Genomic DNA, 20,298 nt, shown 5'->3' on the forward strand with positions numbered 1-20,298 from the left:
GATTCATCGGACTGGCCGGCCCGTTCCTCGTCGTCCTGAGGCAGCGCGCGCAGCGCTTCGCCCGCTTCGAAGAGCAGATGCCGGACGCGATCGACATGATTCAGCGTGCGCTCAAGGCAGGTCATCCGTTCGGTCATTGTCTGAAACTGGTCGCCGAAGACATGGCTGAGCCCATTTCGCGCGAGTTCGAGCTCACCTTTGCCGACCTCAGCTATGGCAACGATGCTCGGCGCGCATTGTTTGGCATGCTGCAACGGGTGCCCAGCGTCTCCGTCACTGCCTTGATCACGGCGGTGATCGTGCAGCGTGAGTCCGGCGGCAATCTCGCCGAGAATCTCGCGAAGATCAGCGCCGTGATCCGCGGCCGCTTCCGCTTCCAGCGGCGTGTCAAGACACTTTCCGCGGAAGGACGGCTTTCGGGTTGGATCCTGTCGATGAACCCGATCGTGCTGTTCGGCATCTTCTGGATGCTGCATCCCGAATATATCGCGCGGCTGACCAATCACCCCAAAGGGCCGACGATGATTACTTGCGCGGTGGTGATGGGGTCGATCGGGATCCTGTGGATTCGACGCCTGGTCCGTATCGACGTTTAGGAGGTCCCATGGACGCAGTAATGATTGCCTTGCAGGACTTCCTCGGCGATAGCGGTGGAACCGGCATCCTGTTGATCGCGCTAGCCGCCGCTGCCGCGTTCGCGCTCACCATGGGCCTTTCCGCGTTTGTCGTGGGATTGCTCGATCCAGTGCGGCGCCGGCTCGGACAGCTCGGCTCAGCCAATGGCGAGCGTCCGTCGATGGCAACCAGCATGGCTGCGAATTTGAGTAACGTCGCCGCGCTGGTTGCGCCTCGCTCCAATCGCGAACGCCAACGCGTCGAGCGCCTGCTCATCCACGCCGGCTATCGCTCGGCAAATGCTCGCACGCTGTACTACGGCACCAAGGCGTTGGCGATAATCGTTCTGCCTTTGGCCGTGCTGCTCGCGTCGCCGTTGCTGCCAAAGATCTCCACCAATCAGCTGATGTTGATGGCAGGCGGTGCGGGCTACTTCGGCTGGATCGCTTGCTCCGCGTGGCTCGATCGACAGGTCTCGAAACGTCAGCGCGCACTGCGCGTGGGCTTTCCGGACGCTCTCGATCTTCTGGTGGTGTGCGTCGAATCCGGCTTGGGCCTGGCGCCCGCCCTGGCGCGAGTCGCCGATGAGCTGGCGGTGAGTCATCCGGCACTGGCCGACGAGCTTACATTGGTGAACGCAGAGATGCGCGCCGGTGTCGAGCGCGGCACGGCTCTCAAGAATCTGGCGGAGCGGACCGGATTGGACGATATCCGCGGCATGACCGCACTCCTGGTGCAGACGATGCGCTTCGGCACGAGCATCGCCGACGCCCTTCGTGTTTATTCGGAGGAGTTTCGCGACAAGCGCACGCAGGCGGCCGAGGAACAAGCCGCCAAGATCGGCACCAAAATGATCTTTCCGTTGGTGCTGTTCCTGTTCCCGTCCTTCTTCCTGGTGGTGGTCGGCCCGGCGATCATCGGTTTGATCGACGTGTTCAGCCAGCTCGGAAAGTAATCAGCATCAGATCCCCTCCGACGTCTTCAGCACTCGCGCCTCCACCCCCTCCTCCCCCACCAACGGCACCACCTTCCTCAACGCAATCGTCGGAGCGCCCTCCGCGCGGCGCTCCGCACATACCGCCATCAAATATTCGTCCGTCGGCCGGTACTGCCAGAAACTCCACCGGCTCGCGTCATCCCCCAACTCCGGAGCGACCGCCAGATTTACTGCGCGCTCGTGCGGATAATGAAAACTGAACTGCCCGAGCGGAATCGACAATCCCATGCCGCGCGCCTTGATATAGGACTCCTTGAAGGTCCAGTACTCGAAGAAACGATCCTGTTGCCGCTCCTTCGGCACGGTCGCGAGCTCGTCCACTTCGGTTTTGGCAAAGAAACGGTCGGCGACGCCGAGCGCGACTTCGCGGGTTCGCAAGTTCTCCACGTCGACGCCCAGCTCGCGATGTTTGGTGACGCCCAGAGCAATCAATCCGCGAGTGTGCGAGATGTTGAAGCTCAGGCCGCATTCATCGCGGCTGAGGTTCGCGATCTCCGGCCGGCCGTAGCGATTGTTCGCGAAGCGCCAGTCGGTGGGCTGAACGTGCAGATAGCGCGACAGCACGGTCCGCACCAGTGCGCGAGTCACCAGGTAGCGCCGCTGGTCGTCGGGGAAATAAAAACGGAATTCTTTGCCGCGCTCCTCTTCGGTCAGCAGCGCGCGATAGTTCCGATGCAGCTCGGGATCGGCAATGTCGTGGTAATAAGCCAGCCACACGTCGATGTGGCGCTCGCTGGCGACCAGGGTGTCACGGGGAGGAAGTGTCATAGCTCGTCGATGCAGAGGAGCTGACGCTTGGTGATGCGCTCCTCGCCAGGATATCCAAGGGCATTGTTGATGTACGTTACACCATCGATGGCGATGCGGCGATTGATATGGCTGTGGCCATATACGTGAATGCTCGATCCCAGCTGGCGGATCTGCCGGTCCAGTCGCGAGCTGCCGAGCACGGGATCGAGCAGACGGTGCCGGCTTGGAACCTGCGCCGGTATCAGGTCGATGCGCGGCAGGAAATGAGAAAACGTGATGATCTTGCCCGCGCCCTGGCTCGAAATCTGCGGGTTTTGGTCCATGAAATAGTTGGCCACGTCCTTCGGCGTAAAGTCTGCCGGCCAGCGGCAGGCGTGGAAATCCATCCACAGATGGTACAACTCGGCGCTGGGTTCGCCGAACGAATAATCGTACCAGCTCAGCATCGGCGCGATCAGCACCTCGCCGCGCCGATAGGGTTGCATGGAAGCGCCATTGCGTTCCACCAGCGCCACGACTTCTTCGAACTTATGCAGCGAGGTTCGCTGCGGCGCCTCGCCCAAGACCCACACGTCGTGGTTCCCCGGCACGAACAGCACGTTGGCGAAGCGGGACGCGAGCTCGTGCAGGCAGCTCGCCAGTTCGGCGGGCTTATGGGTGACGTCGCCGGCCAGGATCAGAACGTCGTCGCGATAGTCCGCGCGGGACAGCTGCCGCACCCATTGGAAATTAACGTCGAAGTCGACGTGAATATCCGACACGGCGAAGACTCTGGTAGCCATCGCCGGAGCATGGAGCACGCGCCCCGCTCTGTCGACACCTGCGCTTTACGGGCGACGTCTCATTCGCAAAATTTCGCCAGGTTTGCCAGCGACGATGCAAGACCCGCGGCGTGGTCCTCCGGGCGGATGCCTCGGGGCACGTTCTCGCAACGAACATCCACTCGCGTTCCTTCCGGCACCGGCATGAACGTCCATGTGATCTTCATCTCGCCCGCGTACGCCGGGTCGTCGGAATCGAACGTGACGCCCTGCGCAATCAGCCGGTCGGGCACGAGCTCGACAAACCGTCCCTGCACGGAGTCGGAGCTCTTCGTTGTCTTGGCGGCAGCTGAGGGTTGGTCGTAGGTGAGCACCATTCGATAAGCGCCGCCGACGCGTGGCTCGAATCGATCGATGCGGCCGCTCATGCCCTCCGGCGGCAACCAGGAAATGAGCTCACGCGGATCCATGTGCGCGCGATAAATTCTCTCCGGCGACGCGTGAATGACTCGGGATGCCGAGTCGACGCGGTTATACGACTCGAACTCATGCAGATAGCACGCCGGCGAGCTGTACTCGCGCTGTTCGTCTTCGTCATCCGGCGATGCCGCTCGCTTGTCGTTACTCACGTCGTCCCCCGCTTTCGCTCAGGATACCGCACCGCCGAAGGCTCCGGCCATTACGGATAGGGGCTGAGGAACAGTGCTCGGCGGGCAAGTATTGTCTGCGGTCATCTTCGCGCACGCTCATCGAAGGAGCTTTCCCATGACCGAACAGCATCGCACGCTGACGACCCGTCAGGGTCATCCAGTCACCGACAATCAGAGTCTGCGCTCCGTGGGCGAGCGCGGGCCTGCGACGCTCGAGAATTATCCGTTCATCGAAAAGATCACGCACTTCGATCGCGAGCGCATCCCCGAGCGCGTCGTACATGCGCGCGGCACCGGCGCTCATGGATATTTCGAGGCGTACGGAAAAATTGGCAAGGAGCCGGCGTCCAAGTACACGCGTGCGAAAGTGCTGACGCAGGCCGGCGTCAAGACACCCGTGTTCGTTCGCTTCTCCACCGTCATCGGCGGCAAGGAATCTCCGGAGACGGCGCGCGACCCGCGTGGCTTTGCCATCAAGTTCAAGACGGTCGACGGCAATTGGGATCTGGTGGGCAACAACCTGAAGATCTTTTTCATCCGCGACGCCATCAAGTTCCCGGACATGATTCATGCGTTCAAGCCCGACCCGGTGTCGAACCGGCAGGAGCCCTGGCGCTTCTACGATTTCGTGTCGTTGCATCCGGAAGCGCTGCACATGGTGACGTGGGTGAAGAGCCCCTGGGGCATTCCCGCCGACTATCGGCACATGGAAGGCTCGAGCGTGAATACATATAAACTGGTCGACGGACGCGGCCAGGCGCTGCTGTGCAAGTTCTCTTTCGAGCCGAAGCTCGGCATCAAGAATCTCACTAGCAAACAGGCCGCTGAAATACAGGCGCGCGACGTGGGCCACGCCACTCACGATCTCTATGACGCCATCGAGCGGCGCGACTATCCGGAATGGGAGATGTGCGTGCAGCTCATGGCGGACGGCGACCATCCGGAGCTCGACTTCGATCCGCTCGACGACACCAAACGCTGGCCCGAAGACAAGTTCCCGCTGCTGCCCGTCGGCCGGCTGGTGCTCGACAAGAATCCGGCCAACGTGTTCGCGGAGACCGAGCAGTCCGCGTTCGGCACCGGCGTGCTGGTCGACGGCATCGATTTCTCCGACGACAAGATGCTGCAAGGTCGCACGCTCTCCTATTCGGACACGCAGCGCTATCGGGTCGGCCCCAACTATCTGCAACTGCCGGTGAATGCACCGGCGCAGGCGCCCGCCACCAATCAGCGCGACGGCCAGATGGCTTATTTCGTCGACGACGGCGGCGAGAATCCGCACGTCAACTACGAGCCGAGCAACATCGGCGGTTTGCGGGAATCGCCCCGCTCCGGCCCGGACTATCACCAGTATGTCGAAGGCCACCTGGGCCGGTATCAAACCACCCGCACGTCCGACGATTACAAACAAGCCGGCGAGCGCTATCGCACGTTCGAGGCTTGGGAGCGCGACGATCTGATCGACAACCTGGCGACCGATCTGAAGCAATGTCCGGAGCAGATCCAGCTGCGCATGGTGTGGCACTTCTGGCACTGCGACCCGGATTACGGCACACGGGTCGCGCAGGGCGCGGGCATCGATCTGGAAAAGGCGAAGGCATTGCCGCCGCTAGAGGGCAAGCCCGCGCCGGGACAGAATCGCCAGGGCCCGACCTACTCCGATGGCGAGCCCGAAAGCGATACTCCGGAAGCCGGCGTGGCAGCCCGGCCGCGCAAGAGCGGCGGCTCCGGACGGGACATGCGGCATCGGTAGTCTGAATATTGCAGCCAGTCGGAGCTGAGCCGATCCCCACGCTCGGCTCCGGCCGAACATCGCGCGGCGTTTTGTCGAGACATCCTGGCAGGGAGCGCCGCTGAATGGTAATGTCCATTTATATGACGAATAGGACATTCAAGTCATCGCCGTGATCGATACAACTCCCGCGGAGCTGCGGCTCAACCTTGGCCGGAACCTCACCCATGGCCTGCTCGATGCACTCGGCCGTGCGATCGTCACTGGCCAATACGACAATGGCGCCTTTCCCACCGAGGCGGAGCTGGCCAAACAACATGGCGTCAGCCGTTCGGTGACGCGCGAAGCGGTCAAGATGCTGACCGCCAAGGGCCTGGTCAGCGCCCGGCCGCGCCAGGGAACGATCGTGCAGCCGCGCTCGTCGTGGAATCTGTTCGACACCGACGTGCTGCGCTGGCTGTTGAATCGCAAGTTTTCGCTGGATCTACTCAGACAATTCAATCAACTGCGCAGCGCCATCGAGCCCGAAGCGGCGGCGCTCGCGGCGCTGCTCGCCGACGACAACGACTTGGCCGCGATCAATGCCGGCCTGGAGCGGATGAAGGCGGCCGAAACCGGCGGCGAGCAGATTCTCGAAGCCGACATCGCCTTTCACGTGGCGGTGTTGAAAGGCTCCAAGAATCCTTTCTTCGCGCAGTTCCAGGACGTGGTCGGCACGGCGCTGCGCAGCTCGATTCAATTCACGAACCGCCTGAAGGGCCATTCGGCTAGCATTCCGGATCACGCCGCGGTCGCGCACGCGATCATGAAGCGCCAGCCGGACAAGGCGCGCGCGGCGATGAAGAAGCTGGTCAGCGATGTGCTCGACCTGATCGATGCGGCCGAACCCGGCAAAGCGGCCGCGAAGCGGCGCTGATCAGAATCTGGCGCGCAAGCTCACGCCGAACGTGCGCTCGTCGTCCCGCACGTCGTGCGGGAACGATTCGTTGCCGAAGTAGCTGTAGTACCTGGCCTGCGTGAGATTGGTGCCGTCGATGCTGACCGTCAGGTAGTCCGTGAAGTCATAGCCGAGCGAGAAATCCAGCCGGCCATTGTCACGCACGCCGTTGAACTGCGCGCCGGCGCCCAGCGGCGCGAGCAGCCCGCCGAGCAACGCTTCGGTGTAGTCCGAACGATGCGTGTAGATCAACCGGCCGGTGACGCCCGACTGCTCATACAGCAAGCCGAGGTTGTAGCTGTACTTGGACACGCCCTGCAGCTCCTCCCCTTCCAGCACATCGTCCTGCGTGGTGATCTCGCTATCGGCGAGCGTGAAGTTCGCCATCGCGCCGAAGCCGCTCCAGAACCCCGGCAGGAAGTCGAAGAACATCTGCCCCGCCAGCTCGATGCCTTGCAGCTCGGCGCTGCCGACGTTGCGCGGACGCGTGATGTTGTAAGTAACCCCGCCGATCGTCTCGGGGTTGATGGCGTCGACGATGCGATCCTTGATGTCCCGGTAGTACAGCGCCGCTGACACGTAGTTGCTGCGTGCGAAGTAGTACTCGACCGTGAGATCGAATGCATCCGATCTCTGCGATTTCAGATTCGGGTTGCCGCCGAAGCCATTCGGACGAATGTTGGCGTTGATCGGCACCTCGTAGGTCAGACCCGGATTGAGATCCTCGAATGCAGGCCGCGCCATCGTGCGCGCTGCCGAGAAACGGAACTGCAGATCCGGCGACAGCTTCAAGCGCGCGCTGAAGCTCGGCAGGAAATCGTCGTCGCTGGTGTCGGTGGTCACCGGCGTCAGCACCGCGGGGGGATCCGGCTCCTCCGCGGTCGGCGCTGGCGTAATTGTGCCCGTGCCCGTGATCTCACGATCCGTCCGGACCATGCGGCCGCCGAGCAGGCCGTCGAGCTGCCAGCCGTTGCCGAACTCGAACAGATACTTGCCCTGCAAGTAGCCGGCGTAGGCCTGCTCGTTCGCATCGTAGTTGCGCGTCGGGTCCCAATCCGGATCGCCGGGCGGCGCTCCGTACAACGCACGCAATGTGTCGGTCTGATCGAGCAGGAAATTTCGGGTCGGTGTCAGCCAGTGCTGGCCACCGTTGATATAGGAAATGCTCGAGGGCGAGCGCACCAAAAAGTTGCTCGGCAGGTCGACCGAGCTCACCAGCGTGGCGCGATTGCCGCCGGGCGCCGGCGGGCCGCCGGAAAACGCACGAAACGTCGAATCGCGATCGGCATAACGAACGCCGAACTGGATCTGGCTGAGCCAGCCATCCAGGTCATACGCGCCATTGGCCGCGACCGCGAACTGTTTGCCGACCGCGTCGTTGAGATCCTGGAACAAGCTGTTGGCGAAGCGGAAGTCGTCCGCGACGCCGAGCGGATTGCCAGCCATGCCGGTCGTGCCATGCTTGTCGTCATCGATGGTCACGTCGACGGTGGCCACCTGTTTGCCAATGTCCACGATGATGATGCGGTTCTCGGTGTGCGAGCGCTCGTAGGAAACGTCGCCGTCGAAGTGCCACGAACCGAAGTTCCAGCGCACGCCCGTAGCGATCACATATTGGTCGGTGCCGCTGTCCCTGGCCTGCGTGCTGGTCAAACCCGGAACGTTGTTGAAGCGCGCCGCCTGGCCCACGCAGAGACTCTGCACAGGATCGGGCGGCTCGGGCGGATCAGCCTCGGGATCGCCTTCCGATCCCTGGAAGCCTGCATCGTTCACACGGTAACTGTCGCAACGACCCGTGGTCGTCAGGTTCGTGATGTTCTGGGCGGCAAAGATGTCGGAGAAGATGAAATCCGTCTCCCAGCGCGACTCATACTCGGTGTAGATGCCATCCGCGTAGATCTCCAATTCGTCGGAGGGCTTCCACTGGAAAGCTGCATTCACCTGCGGACGCTGATAGTCGCCGTATTGGTTCAAACCGCCGACACAGGTCGGCAGGATCGCGCCCGCGCCGCCCGGCGGGCCCTGAGTTCCCGAGCGCGGATCGCAGTTGAACGAGATCGGCCGATCGAAATCGATGTCCGAGTAGGAAACATTCAGCAGCGCGCCCATCTCGCCATCGCCCGCATTCCAGCGATTGCTCACCAGACCGCCGATGGTGCCGCTGACCTTGTCGACATTGTCGCCATAGATGCCGCGCGTATTGACCGCCCCGCTCCAGCCCTGCTCGAAATCGAACGGCTTGTGCAGACGCAGGTTGATGACGCCGGCCACGCCGCCTTCGATCAAGCTCGCGTTGCTCGACTTGAACACATCCGCGCCCGCCAGCGCTTCGGCCGGCAGATCCTGGAACGCAAATTCGCGGCCGACACCGGTGAAAATCTCACGGCCGTCGAGCGTCGTCAGAATGTCTGGAATGCCGCGAATGATGGGATTCGCGATTTCGTTGTTGTCGTTGACGGTCACCTGCACGCCCGGCACGCGCTGCAAGGCGGCCGCCGTGGTGTTGTCCGGGAACTTGCCGATATCGTCCGCGACGATCGAGTCCATCACCAGGTCGGAGTTTTGTTTGATCTCCGCCGCGGCTTCGAGGCTGGCGCGCAGGCCGACGACCACGACTTCCTCGATCTCGCCACTCTGCGCCGGCGTCGACTGGGCATAGGCTGCCGACGTCGTGCTTAGCGCCAGCGCCGCCGACCAGCGCAGGATGCCGTCAACCGTGCCCATGACCTCGCCTCTCAAAACCTCTTTTGAGAATGCTCGTCTGGGTAGCGGGCGACGAGACTGGCATGCCCGGACGGGAAACGGCTCACGTCCGGCGCCCAAGCGAAATAAGAAAGGGACGAAGCCGTCCGTGGCTCGTCCCTTGGGGATATCGGTTATGGATACCCGATTACTGAGTGCCGGCCGCCTCGCGCGGCGAGCTGGTCAAGCGCTTGATCAGCTCCGTTTCAGCCGCGCGGTACGGCTTGCCGTCGGCGCGGAACACGTCGTGGAACCAGATGGTCGGCTCTTCCGCCGTGTAGGGCTTCTTCCAGGAATCCCAGGGCATGCGCGTCTGCGTCTTGCCGTCGACCAGGCCCCAGTTGAACATGGCAATGTTGTGACGCTTGCCGAGCGGCAGCGAGTTGTCGAACGTGGAGCCATTGCCGCGCGCCATGTATTCCGTGCACAGCAGAGGACGGCCATAGGCTTGCAGCTGCTTCACGCGCCGCTCGAAAATTTCCGGCCAGCTGTAATCGTGGAAAGAAATCACATCCGACTGCGTGATCTGAATCTTCTCGATGGCGTTCAGCTTGTCCAGCGTCGACCAGTCATCGTGATGCCACACGCCGCTGGTCAGAGGCTGCGTCGGCTTCTGCGAGCGCGCCCACTCGAACACCTGCGGCAGCAGTGTCTCGACATACTTCTGCTTGCCGACGTGCTTCGGATAGTTGCCGCCGCCGTCGTTATCGGGCTCGTTCCAAACGTCCCACGCCAGAATGCGTGAATCCTTCGCGAAGGCGCCGACCACGCCCTGCACGTACTCACGCAGCTTCGGGTACTGGGAAACATCTTCCAGGCGCGCGCGCCCCGGAGCCTGCACCCAACCCGAGTTGTGCACGCCGGGAATCGGCGGACGCTGCGGACCCAGCTTCACCTCGGGATCCCAGCAGCTGTCGAACAGCACGAACATGGGCTTGATGCCATGCTTGGCCGCGATCGTGAGGAATGCATCGATACGCTGCTTGAACCCCTTGGCGTCCTGCTCCCACAACAGATTGTGCAGGTAGACGCGCATGGTGTTCATGCCGATGGCCTTGGCCCAACCCAGCTCCTTATCGATGGTCGCGGTATCGAAGGTGTCGGCCTGCCACATTTCCAGCTGGTTGATGGCATTGGCCGGAATGTAATTGGCGCCGACCAGCCACGGCTGGCGGTTGTACCACTCGTGCGCCTGCTGCTCGGTCCATCGCTCGGCCGCGAAGGCCGGAGCGGCGACCAACAGCGCCAGTTGCAGCAAGGCAACGAGCGCGATGGAGACAATTTTGTTCATGCGGTTTCTCCTATGACGGGCGGCGGCGGGCGCTTCAGTGCGCACGCGCTCCGTTGACAAACAAACGATAAACCAGGACGTTCCGATAAGTCGCGCCGGGCTCGAGTCGCGCCGAACCGAATTTCGGCTGGTTGGGCACATCCGGCGGCAGCTGCGGCTCGAGCACCAGAGCATCGCCCTGGCGATACAGACGGCCGGACTTGCCGATCACGCTGCCGTCCAGAAAGTTGCCCGAGTAGAACTGCAACGCCGGCTGGTTCGACAGCAGCTCGAAGCCACGACCGGTGGTCGGCTCCTCCACTCGCGCCACCAGGCGCGGCTCCTTGGCCACGTCGCGAGCAATCATGAAGTTGTGATCGTAACCTTTGCCGTAGACGATCTGCGGGTCGCGCGCTGCACGCACGCGGGCGCCAATCGGTTGCGGCTTCCGGAAATCGAACACCGTATCCGCGACCGGCTGCAACTCGCCCGTCGGAATCAGCTTGTCATTCACCGGCGTGTAGTGTTCCGCGGGAATGGTGAGGATGTGGCCCATCGCTCCCACTGCGGCGCCCTCGCCCGCCAGATTCCAATAGGCGTGATTGGTGATATTCGCAATCGTCGGACGATCGGTCGTCGCCGTGTACTCGATGCGCAGCTCGTTCGACTCGTTCAACGAGTAGGTCGCGAAGACCGTCAGCGTGCCCGGATAGCCTTGATCGCCATCCTTGCTGACATAGCGCATGCGAACCGACGCCGTGTCGCCGCGCTTCACTTCCACGACTTCCCACAGAACTTTGTCGAAGCCGCGCTCGCCGCCGTGCAACGCCTGGCCATTGTTATTGCGTGGCGTCTGGTAGACCTTGCCGTCCAGCGTGAACTTGCCATCGGCCAAGCGATTGGCGAAGCGGCCCACGGTCGCGCCGAAATACTCGGGCTTGGCGAGGTAGCCATCGAGCGAGGCATAACCCAAGGTCACATCGGCAAGCTTGCCGTCACGATCCGGCATCACCAGCGACTGCAGGGCCGCGCCGTAAGTGATCACCGCCGCTCTCACACCCTTGGCATTGCGCAAGGTGACTGCTTCGACCGCGCGACCGTCGGCCAGCTTGCCGAAGGATGCGCGTGCATAGTCGGCAGCCTGCGCGCCTTGACTCATGAACGACATGGCGCAAATCAGGCTTAGCGGCGCGACGCTGGCCAGCGTCGCGCTCATCGAACGTCTCGACATCGAATTGCCCCCAACTGACTTGGAACTAGTGGCTGTCGCGCAGGTTGTCCACGGTCTGCGCCAGTCGCTGATATTTCACGGCCATTTCGAGCACCGCGCCGGTTTCGAACTGACCCGTCAGCGAGCGATGGATTTCCTGCCACGGCGTTTGTGACTTCGGATACGTCGGTCCCGCAGCCTCGGCTTCTTTGCGACGCGCGGCGAGCTCTTGATCCTCGATCAGCACGCGAACTTCACGGCGGCGCAGATCGATACGCACGCGATCGCCAGTGCGGAGCAAGGACAGACCGCCGCCGACCGCGGCTTCGGGCGACGCGTTGAGAATCGAGGGCGAGCCCGACGTTCCGGACTGCCGGCCATCGCCGATGCAAGGCAATGCATCCACGCCGGCGCGAATCAGCGCGGCGGGCGGACGCATGTTCACGACTTCTGCACCGCCGGGATAGCCGATCGGACCCGTGCCGCGAATCACCAGAATCGAACGATCGTCGATGCCCAGTGCGGGATCGTCGATGCGCGAGTGATAATCCTCGGGACCGTCGAACACGACGACCTTGCCCTCGAACGCATCCGGATCCTTCGGATCGGACAGATAGCGTGCACGGAAGTCCGGCGAGATCACGCTGGTCTTCATGATCGCCGAATCGAACAGATTGCCCCTGAGCACGGTCAGTCCGGCGGTAGGCTTCAGCGGCCGCGCGAAGGGACGGATAACGTCTTCGTCGACGATGCGAGTATTTGCGCAGTTCTCGCCGATGGTTTTGCCGTTCACAGTCAGCGCGTCGCCCGCGATCAGGCCCGCACGGATCAACTCCCCAACCACGGCAGGCACACCGCCCGCGCGATAGAAGTCCTCACCGAGGTACTCGCCGGCCGGCTGCAAATTCACGAGCAACGGCACATCGCGGCCATGGCGCTCCCAATCTTCGAGCGTCAGTTCCACACCGATATGGCGCGCAATGGCGTTCAGGTGGATCGGCGCGTTGGTCGAACCGCCGAGCGCCGAGTTCACTCGAATCGCATTGAGGAATGCGTCGCGAGTAAGAATGTCCGAGGGCTTGCGATCTGCGTTCACCAGCTCGACGATGGTCAAGCCAGTGCGGTACGCACACTCCTGTCGGTCGCGATAAGGCGCCGGAATGGCAGCGGATCCGGGCAGCGACATGCCGAGCGCTTCGGTCAGCGAGTTCATGGTCGTGGCCGTGCCCATGGTGTTGCAGAAGCCAGTCGACGGCGCCGACGACGCCACCAGGCGCACGAAGCCTTGATAGTCGATCTCGCCCGCCGCGAGCATGCTGCGTGCCTTCCAGACGATGGTGCCCGAACCGACGCGTCGCCCTTCGTAGAAGCCATTGAGCATCGGGCCCACGGACAGCGCGATGGCCGGCAGATTCACCGTGGCGGCCGCCATCAACGCAGCGGGCGTCGTCTTGTCGCAGCCGATGGTCAGCACCACGCCATCCAGGGGATAGCCGAACAGCGTCTCGACCAGGCTCAGGTAAGCGAGGTTGCGATCCAGGCCCGCGGTCGGGCGCTTGCCGGTCTCTTGAATCGGATGCAGCGGAAACTCGAGCGGAATGCCGCCGGCTTCGCGAATGCCGGCCTTGACGCGCTCGGCCAGGATCAGGTGCTGGCGGTTGCAGGGTGTGAGGTCGCTGCCGGTCTGCGCGATGCCGATGATGGGCCGGTCGCTCTGCAGCTCCTCGATCGACAGCCCATAATTCAGGTACTTCTCGATATAGAGCGCGGTCATGTCCGGATTCGACGGATTGTCGAACCAGGAACGCGAACGCAGTTTCCGACGGCCTTGCCCATTCTCGCTCATTCAAATCCCCTGTCGCCGAAGCGGCCCCGCTGTTGCTATTGGCGGTGTCGCAGTCTATAAAGCCTATATATCATATAAATCAGCTTTGCCGCGACGAAGATAGCCGCAAGCGTTGGCAAATGCCAGCGCCCTATCGCCGGCCCGGCTCGACGAGGTTCACAAGGTGGGATCAGCAGCGATCAGACTCGCGCTCGTAGGAGTGGGAAAAATAGCGCGGGACCAGCACTTACCCGCGCTGGCGCGCAATCCGGCCTTCGAGCTGGTCGCGGCGGTGAACCGCGATGGCCCCCTCACCCACGTGTCCACATTTTCTGACATCGCCGCGATGCTGGCCTCCGGCATCGAGGTCGATGCCGTGTCCTTGTGCACGCCGCCCGCCTGTCGCTACGAGCTCGCGCGCGAAGCGATCGAGGCCGGACTTCACGTAATGCTGGAAAAGCCGCCGGCGGCGAGCGTCGCAGAGGTCCATGATCTCGAGCAACGAGCGCAACAGCGCGGGCTGACCCTCTTTACGACCTGGCATTCGCGCGAAGCGGCTGGCGTCGAGCCGGCGCGTGAGTGGCTCAGCGAACGGACCATCGAAAGCGTTCGCGTCACCTGGAAGGAAGACATTCGCGTCTGGCATCCCGGCCAGCACTGGATCCTGCAGGCCGGCGGCATGGGCGTGTTCGATCCGGGCATCAACGCGCTGTCCATCCTGACGCGCATCCTGCCGGACAAGCTGACGATGCGCTCGGCGACACTGGAATATCCCAGCAACTGGGAATCGCCGATCGCGGCGGAAGTCGCGATGTCGCACGGCTCAGCCGCGCGAGTGCAAGCCTCGTTCGACTTTCTGTATTCGGGCACGCCCTGCTGGGACATCGAAGTGCTCACCGACGAGCAGACGCTGCTGCTCGCCGAGGGCGGCAGCCGGTTGTATATCGATGAAATGCCGCACCTGGCAGCCGCCGATCAGGAATACGCGCGACTGTACCAGCGCTTCGCCGAGCTGATCGCGGCCGGCAACAGCGATGTCGACTCGACACCATTGCAACTCGTCGCGGACGCCTTCAAGCTCGGCCACCGCCAGCAAAGCGCCGCCTTCCATTTCTAAAGCGGCCTTGCCTGAACGGCCCGCGACACGGATAGAGAACAACAGACATGCAGCTAGCCACGCTCGATCTGATCATCATTGTCATCTACGCCATCGGCCTGTTCACCCTCGCGCAGTGGGTGTCGCGCGAGCGCGGCGGCCAGGAAAAAGACTCGGCGGAATACTTTCTGGCGTCCAAGACCCTGCCCTGGTGGGCCATCGGCGCCTCGCTGATCGCCGCCAACATCTCGGCCGAGCAGATCGTCGGCATGTCGGGTTCGGGCTATGCCCTCGGACTTGCGATCGCTTCCTATGAATGGATGGCGGCGCTGACGCTGCTGATCGTCGGCAAATGGTTCCTGCCGATCTTCCTGGCGAACAAGATCTACACCATGCCGCAGTTCCTGGAAGAGCGTTACGGAACGCGGATCCGCACCCTGATGGCGGTGTTCTGGCTCGGTCTGTATGTGTTCGTGAATCTCACTTCCATCATCTGGCTGGGCTCGATCGCGGTGGCGAAGGTCACCGGCGCCGATCAGACCTGGGCGCTGGTGGGCTTGGGTCTGTTCGCGCTCGTGTATCAGTTGCGTGGTGGATTGCGTGCGGTTGCCATGACCGACATCGTGCAAGTGTCCTTGCTGGTGCTCGGCGGCCTGATGGTGTCGTACCTGACGCTGAACAAGATCAGTGGCGGTAACGGCATCGTGGCGGGCTTCGATACATTGCTCGAGCGCGCGCCGGGACATTTCCACATGATCCTCGACGCCGCGCACCCCTATTACAAGGATCTGCCCGGCCTGTCGGTGCTGATCGGCGGCATGTGGATCGCGAACCTCAGCTACTGGGGCTTCAATCAATACATCATTCAGCGCGCATTGGCGGCGAAGAGCCTGGCCGAAGCGCAGAAGGGCGTGATCTTCGCGGCCTTCCTGAAGTTGCTGATGCCCGTGATCATCGTGCTGCCGGGCATCGCCGCGGTGATTCTCGCGCCGGATCTGGCGAAGCCCGATGAGGCTTATCCGACGATGATGCGGCTGCTGCCCACCGGCATCGCCGGCCTGGTGTTCGCGGCGCTGATCGCGGCGATCATTGCGTCCACCGCGTCCAAGATCAATTCCATCGCGACCATCTTCACGCTGGACATCTACAACAAGATGGGCCAGCCGAAGCCCGAGAAGCAGCTCGTGCGGGTCGGACGCATCACCGCGGCCGTTTCCATCCTGCTAGCGATCGTGACGGCGCGTCCGCTGCTCGGCAGCTTCGATCAGGCGTTCCAATACATCCAGGAGTACACGGGCTTCTTCACGCCGGGCATCGTCGTGATCTTCATGCTCGGCTTGTTCTGGAAGCGCGCCACCGAAGCCGGCGCGCTCGCCGCGACGATCGGTTCCTTCGCCCTGTCGATTGGGATCAAAGCGCTGTGGCCTGGCCTGCCCTTCATGGATCGCATGATGGTCGTGTTCCTGCTGGCCCTCGCACTCGCGGTCGTGTTCTCGCTGTGGCAACCGACCGAGGCCTCGAAGAGCCAGGTCAACACCACGGATGTGAGTTACAAGACTTCGGCGAGCTTCAACATGTGCTCGCTCGGCGTGGTGCTGATCCTCACCGCGCTCTACACGGTCTGGTGGTAGTCAATTAAGTTCGGCAACGAGGGCCGTGATCTGATCGATCACGGCGCTGGGCAGCGAGGCTCGTACGATCGCCTGGTAATGTGCCCTAGGGTCACGGAAGAATGCCGCAGGCAGGATTCCATAGTGGCGCAACGCCTCCTCCACCTGCGACAGGCCAACATCTTCAGCACGCCGGTACGCCATCACGCCTTTTGCCACGCGCTCCTCTTTCGAAGAAAAGTCTTCGAAGGGCAGATCGTACCCTTTGCCAAAGTATGAGAATGAAACTCTCGGGCGCAGCGCGAGATATTTCACGGCTCTCCAATGAAACGTCGCGTAAGCCTCGGTGACCGATGGCGCCACTATGTTCTCTTGCTCCCAGCGGAAGAACTGATTGAAGAGCTCCTCCCTGCTCTCCCGGCTGAACTGACTGCCGAGATCCTTGGACCTGTGGCACTCATACAGGACCTTTGCGAAGTCCTTACCGATGATGGACCTTATGAGGTCAGTCTCTTCGTGGTCTCGCGTGTAGTAATACAACGCATAAGACTCGGCGCAAACCCTGCGGTTGATGTCCCTGAACCTATCAGCGAACTCTGACAACGAGTCCAGATGCTGCTTGATGAGCCAGGGCGTCAGCAGGTATTGAATGGATAGAACCTTTCCGCCGAACATGCCCTTTTTGAAGTATCCGGAAGCCCATAGAGCCCCATGTGCGGCAATCAGCGGGAAAACATTCCTGTTCCCGGAGGCCTCATACATGTGGTGGTAGACGCAAGCCCGCTGGCTCAAATCACTCAAGCCACCCGCCAAGGCGTAACCCTTTTTGCGCAGTGTCTCGTACGCTTCCCTGGTCATGGTTGCTCCCTGCGTGTTCTGCGCATCGCTCACCTCGCGACAAGATGAACGCACCTGTCATAAAGCCAAAGCAGCGGCAGCGAAGCCACGACGGCCACTCCGAGAAACACAAGATACATTGCCGCGCCAGCAGGCCCGGCAAATATCACTGCCGCCAACCCACTGAGAAGGGGAACGAACATTGCGAGCAAGCCAAACGCTATGGAACGCAACCAGGGCACGCTGACTCTGGCTCCGCACGCGGCACACTCGATCGTGCGCGCCGGCCCCAGAAAATGCTTCTGCAAGTACGAGAACGTCGGCTCTCCGCAGCTGGGACACGCGTACGATTTCATAGAATCCAACGCCAACGATGAGTGGCTCGCGGAGATCTAACGATGCGCTTGTTATACGCGCTCATGTGCATTCAACGCGGCAACGAATGCGATGATACTTGGCCTGACCGATGGATGCATTTCCACCCATGCCGGATCCAGGTATTCGACAACCGTCCTGCCGTCGAGGAGGTCCAGGACGGATGAGCTCTGCGACGCCTGTGGCGGTAAAGTCACATCCGTTCGTCATCGAGCGCCGTGATCTGATCGATTGCGGCTCATAGTTTCTTCTTCAATTCATCCATCAGCTTCACAATCTGGGTTTTCTGAATCTCTGGATCTTCCACCTGAAGGAATTCAACCGCGCGGAAATCGTCACCACGCTTTCTATTCTGCGGTGGCTCAAGCCCCTCGATCAGAAGCGCCTCCATAGTAACGATAAGCATGCTCAAATCGTACGTCACATTCTTCGTCGTTTTGAGCGAGGCGTCGTCCGCGACCGAGTACACGCCGAACCAAGAGAAGCGGTCCCACCTTCCGTTCAGGCGATCCACAATGTGTTGACGTAAACGCGTTCCGAGCGGCTGGTCAGTAGTTCGGCCCACATATACGACGGCGCGCCCATCGTGAAGAAGGTAAACGCCTTTCTGATTGCAGAAATCCACAGCGGTGCTTCCGGGTTGCTGCTGTCCGAGTATCTTTGGAGTTGCCGTCCACAGCACGTTCGCTCGCGACCAATACATCCCGAAGGCGTTGATCAGGCCGGTGTTTTCCGAATCCGCAATTAGCGCCTGGTCTTCTGACGCAGACATCACCCCTGCAACTGGATTGCTCTGTGCCAGCTCTCGAAGCCAATAGCGCCCACGGTCTACGCGAATGAAAGGCGACGCGTTTCCCTCTGCCTGAAGCGACGTGGAGATGACGCTGTTCACCGTAGCGGCAGGGGTTGCGCCAAACTCCGCCCGTAGTTCCTGTTCTGCAATCTCTTCCGCTATGTCCGTGTAGTGCATAGCCTCAGCACTGTTTCGAAGCACTCTTGTTATCGCTTCTCTCCAGCTAAGATCTGCCACTACGTCATCTCCTTCGAAGTTGTGATCTGATTCAGGCCGAACGCCGCGCGTCATGCGCGCGCGTTTGCAACGTTGTTCATGACTGCCAACCCGCCGAGAAGGGGAACGAACATTGCGAGGCACGAATGAGCGTCTAGCTTCACGCGTCGGCGTTCCGCACGTCGCCTGCAAGGCTCTCTTCAGATCCGAGCAGCCCCTGCGCTCTCCACCGAAAGACGACCCAGGTAATCACCAGCATGACTATGAAGTCCAGCCGGCTGATCACGATCTGCATCGGCGCATACGGTATCTCGAATCCTATTTGCTTTGCCCACACTGCCGGCAGAACGAACAGCGAGCTCGCTGCACTAAGGGCTGTGACGACCATCGATGCAGGGGCGAAACGAGACCTGGAAAGGAGCAATGTTCCCGCGGCGATTCGCGCCAACGGGTAGATGTAAGACGTCGCGTAGAGCCAGATCGGCCATGCTGGCGCCTGAGCCTCCCCTCTGGTCAGATCCAGAACTCTCAGCAGCCCGAAGACATGCATCACTCCCGTTCCAACGCAATAGGTTCCCACGATCCGAAGCCACCAGAGGCCGCGGCTCTCAGGCTTCGATCCAGGTATCTCAGGTACGGGTAGCAACACCCGGATTTCTCCCAAAGAATCTAACGATGTGCTTGTTAGACGTTCTCATGTGCATGTAACGCGGCGACGAATGCGACGATGCTTGGCTCGATCGATGGGTGCATTTCCACCCATGCCGGATCCAGGTATTCAACAACCGTCCTGCCGTCGAGGAGGCTCAGCACGGATGAGCTCTGCGACGCTTGCAGCAGGACGTGAGCACGATTCATGACCTTCTGAGCAAGAGCCGCATCGGACTCACCGATGGCCTCGCCGCATTCCTTCTGAATGGCGACGACCAGCTTCCCAGCTGCAATCCCCACAGGATTTCGCTTCCGAGGCATCAGGTATGACGCCGCAGGTCAGAGGCCGCCGCTGTTAGCATCGTGGCGCCAGATCCGTCAGCTGTCTCATTTGTCCTCCAAGCTGGCAATCTCTTTCAAGACGGCACTGCGATTCTTTCGGTCTAGCAAGAAGCGAGGAAGCCTGCTTGCCAGCGACGAATTTCTGTTCGGTTCCCGGATTCGGACCGTGGCCTGCACGTAGTTTCTGATGAACGATAGATGCGCTGAGTTGTATGCCCAGAACACGCTACCCTTCACTTCGCCTACCAGGGTTTGGCGCTCATGGCCCGCCAGCCGTTGCCGTCGCTGAACACATGCGCGCGACGCTGGCATCGTGGGCAGCGCACAGCCACCTCGCGCTGAAACTCAGCGTGGTACTTGCCGTTGTCGTGGAACCCGATCATCTGACGTTCAGCTCGAGGCTGGCGCAGATGATTTCGTCTGTCAATGTCCTCACCGCTGTCCTTTTTCCGACTGGCCTTTCCCAGCGCAGGCGTCGATGTGCATCCACTTACCAGCCAAACGGCAGCCACGCCACCAGCCTGCAGCGAACTTGCCCCGGGACCACCGTCGCGACGGCCAAGGAACCCACCGCGCCGACAAGCAGGATACAAACGACCCAAGGCGGCAGGCCGAGGTTCCGGACTCTATCCGCGATCAGCACAAAGCCGAGCAGCGCTCCGACCATTAGCCAGGCCACCGTCGCTGTGATGACGGCGGCGCGGCTGTACTGTTCCTTTTTGTTCATGACGAGCTCATCTCCCTACAAGATGAACGAACCTGCCATAAAACCAAAGCAGCGGTAGAGAAGCCACGACGGCCACTCCGAGAAACACAAGAGGCTCCGGCTCAGACCTGTGTGATTCCTATCGATGCGAGCTGTGCACGAAGCTGCGCGTACTTACTTTCG

General features: G+C 61.6%; 19 protein-coding genes. 7 read left to right on the top strand and 12 right to left on the bottom strand.

All coding sequences use genetic code 11. The annotated features are described in order from the left end of the window. A partial coding sequence (locus GYH35_RS34510; protein WP_202624051.1) for a type II secretion system F family protein occupies nucleotides 1-596 on the top strand: 596 nt, incomplete at its 5' end. Between the two features lie 8 nt (nucleotides 597-604). Continuing rightward, complete coding sequence (locus GYH35_RS03295; RefSeq protein ID WP_161813599.1) at nucleotides 605-1,570, top strand: type II secretion system F family protein; 966 nt, start codon at nucleotides 605-607, stop codon at nucleotides 1,568-1,570. Between the two features lie 6 nt (nucleotides 1,571-1,576). On the opposite strand, the gene GYH35_RS03300 is transcribed toward GYH35_RS03295, so the two are convergent. From GYH35_RS03300 to GYH35_RS03310, 3 genes are read right to left on the bottom strand one after another with little or no spacing between them, the layout of a single operon-like run. After that, complete coding sequence (locus tag GYH35_RS03300; protein ID WP_161827643.1) at nucleotides 1,577-2,380, bottom strand: 4'-phosphopantetheinyl transferase family protein; 804 nt, start codon at nucleotides 2,378-2,380, stop codon at nucleotides 1,577-1,579. Further along, nucleotides 2,377-3,144, bottom strand: a complete 768-nt coding sequence (locus tag GYH35_RS03305; protein WP_161827644.1) for a metallophosphoesterase — start codon at nucleotides 3,142-3,144, stop codon at nucleotides 2,377-2,379. The genes GYH35_RS03300 and GYH35_RS03305 overlap by 4 nt, the downstream gene beginning before the upstream one ends. A 59-nt stretch (nucleotides 3,145-3,203) precedes the next feature. Continuing rightward, the gene (locus GYH35_RS03310) at nucleotides 3,204-3,752 is read right to left on the bottom strand and encodes an SRPBCC family protein (protein WP_235936687.1); all 549 of its coding nucleotides are present in this window, start codon (nucleotides 3,750-3,752) and stop codon (nucleotides 3,204-3,206) included. Between the two features lie 136 nt (nucleotides 3,753-3,888). On the opposite strand from GYH35_RS03310, the gene GYH35_RS03315 reads away from it, so the two are divergent. Together GYH35_RS03315 and GYH35_RS03320 are read left to right on the top strand one after the other, a co-directional pair. Next, entirely contained in the window at nucleotides 3,889-5,526 is a 1,638-nt protein-coding gene (locus GYH35_RS03315) for a catalase (RefSeq protein WP_161827645.1), read from the top strand. Between the two features lie 154 nt (nucleotides 5,527-5,680). Then, on the top strand, nucleotides 5,681-6,421 hold the full coding sequence (locus tag GYH35_RS03320; protein WP_161814256.1) for a FadR/GntR family transcriptional regulator: 741 nt from the start codon (nucleotides 5,681-5,683) through the stop codon (nucleotides 6,419-6,421). Here the strand turns inward: GYH35_RS03320 and GYH35_RS03325 are convergent, their stop codons facing one another. The 4 genes from GYH35_RS03325 to GYH35_RS03340 form a co-directional block, all read right to left on the bottom strand. Next, nucleotides 6,422-9,166: a TonB-dependent receptor gene (locus GYH35_RS03325; RefSeq protein ID WP_161827646.1), complete on the bottom strand. Its 2,745-nt coding sequence runs from the start codon at nucleotides 9,164-9,166 to the stop codon at nucleotides 6,422-6,424. It abuts the gene before it with no gap. Nucleotides 9,167-9,332: 166 nt separating this feature from the next. Then, nucleotides 9,333-10,475, bottom strand: coding sequence for an endo-1,4-beta-xylanase (locus tag GYH35_RS03330; protein WP_161827647.1), 1,143 nt, complete (start codon nucleotides 10,473-10,475; stop codon nucleotides 9,333-9,335). A 34-nt stretch (nucleotides 10,476-10,509) separates the two neighbouring features. Beyond that, the gene (locus GYH35_RS03335) at nucleotides 10,510-11,685 is read right to left on the bottom strand and encodes an aldose epimerase family protein (protein ID WP_161827648.1); all 1,176 of its coding nucleotides are present in this window, start codon (nucleotides 11,683-11,685) and stop codon (nucleotides 10,510-10,512) included. A gap of 25 nt (nucleotides 11,686-11,710) precedes the next feature. Further along, nucleotides 11,711-13,510, bottom strand: a complete 1,800-nt coding sequence (locus tag GYH35_RS03340; protein WP_161813592.1) for an IlvD/Edd family dehydratase — start codon at nucleotides 13,508-13,510, stop codon at nucleotides 11,711-11,713. A gap of 163 nt (nucleotides 13,511-13,673) precedes the next feature. On the opposite strand from GYH35_RS03340, the gene GYH35_RS03345 reads away from it, so the two are divergent. Both GYH35_RS03345 and GYH35_RS03350 read left to right on the top strand, forming a co-directional pair. Then, the gene (locus tag GYH35_RS03345; RefSeq protein ID WP_161813591.1) at nucleotides 13,674-14,606 is read left to right on the top strand and encodes a Gfo/Idh/MocA family protein; all 933 of its coding nucleotides are present in this window, start codon (nucleotides 13,674-13,676) and stop codon (nucleotides 14,604-14,606) included. 47 nt (nucleotides 14,607-14,653) lie between these two features. Further along, the gene (locus tag GYH35_RS03350) at nucleotides 14,654-16,216 is read left to right on the top strand and encodes a sodium/sugar symporter (RefSeq protein ID WP_161827649.1); all 1,563 of its coding nucleotides are present in this window, start codon (nucleotides 14,654-14,656) and stop codon (nucleotides 16,214-16,216) included. Here GYH35_RS03350 and GYH35_RS03355 read toward each other — a convergent pair whose 3' ends face one another. Continuing rightward, nucleotides 16,217-17,053 carry a hypothetical protein gene (locus tag GYH35_RS03355; protein WP_161827650.1) on the bottom strand — a complete coding sequence of 279 codons (837 nt, stop codon included), beginning with the start codon at nucleotides 17,051-17,053 and terminating at the stop codon, nucleotides 16,217-16,219. Nucleotides 17,054-17,254: 201 nt separating this feature from the next. Here GYH35_RS03355 and GYH35_RS03360 point away from each other — a divergent pair, with 201 nt between their 5' ends. Next, complete coding sequence (locus GYH35_RS03360; RefSeq protein ID WP_161813588.1) at nucleotides 17,255-17,428, top strand: hypothetical protein; 174 nt, start codon at nucleotides 17,255-17,257, stop codon at nucleotides 17,426-17,428. 217 nt (nucleotides 17,429-17,645) lie between these two features. Here GYH35_RS03360 and GYH35_RS03365 read toward each other — a convergent pair whose 3' ends face one another. The 4 genes from GYH35_RS03365 to GYH35_RS03380 all read right to left on the bottom strand — a co-directional run bounded on the left by GYH35_RS03365 (nucleotide 17,646) and on the right by GYH35_RS03380 (nucleotide 20,136). Continuing rightward, entirely contained in the window at nucleotides 17,646-18,437 is a 792-nt protein-coding gene (locus GYH35_RS03365) for an HTH domain-containing protein (RefSeq protein ID WP_161827651.1), read from the bottom strand. 139 nt (nucleotides 18,438-18,576) lie between these two features. Next, the gene (locus GYH35_RS03370; protein ID WP_161827652.1) at nucleotides 18,577-18,969 is read right to left on the bottom strand and encodes a hypothetical protein; all 393 of its coding nucleotides are present in this window, start codon (nucleotides 18,967-18,969) and stop codon (nucleotides 18,577-18,579) included. A gap of 131 nt (nucleotides 18,970-19,100) precedes the next feature. Beyond that, nucleotides 19,101-19,367, bottom strand: coding sequence for a hypothetical protein (locus GYH35_RS03375; protein WP_161813585.1), 267 nt, complete (start codon nucleotides 19,365-19,367; stop codon nucleotides 19,101-19,103). Nucleotides 19,368-19,899: 532 nt separating this feature from the next. Continuing rightward, entirely contained in the window at nucleotides 19,900-20,136 is a 237-nt protein-coding gene (locus GYH35_RS03380; protein WP_161813583.1) for a hypothetical protein, read from the bottom strand. Nucleotides 20,137-20,298: the final 162 nt, after the last annotated feature.

Source organism: Steroidobacter agaridevorans, from assembly GCF_009932555.1.
Taxonomy (GTDB): domain Bacteria; phylum Pseudomonadota; class Gammaproteobacteria; order Steroidobacterales; family Steroidobacteraceae; genus Steroidobacter; species Steroidobacter agaridevorans.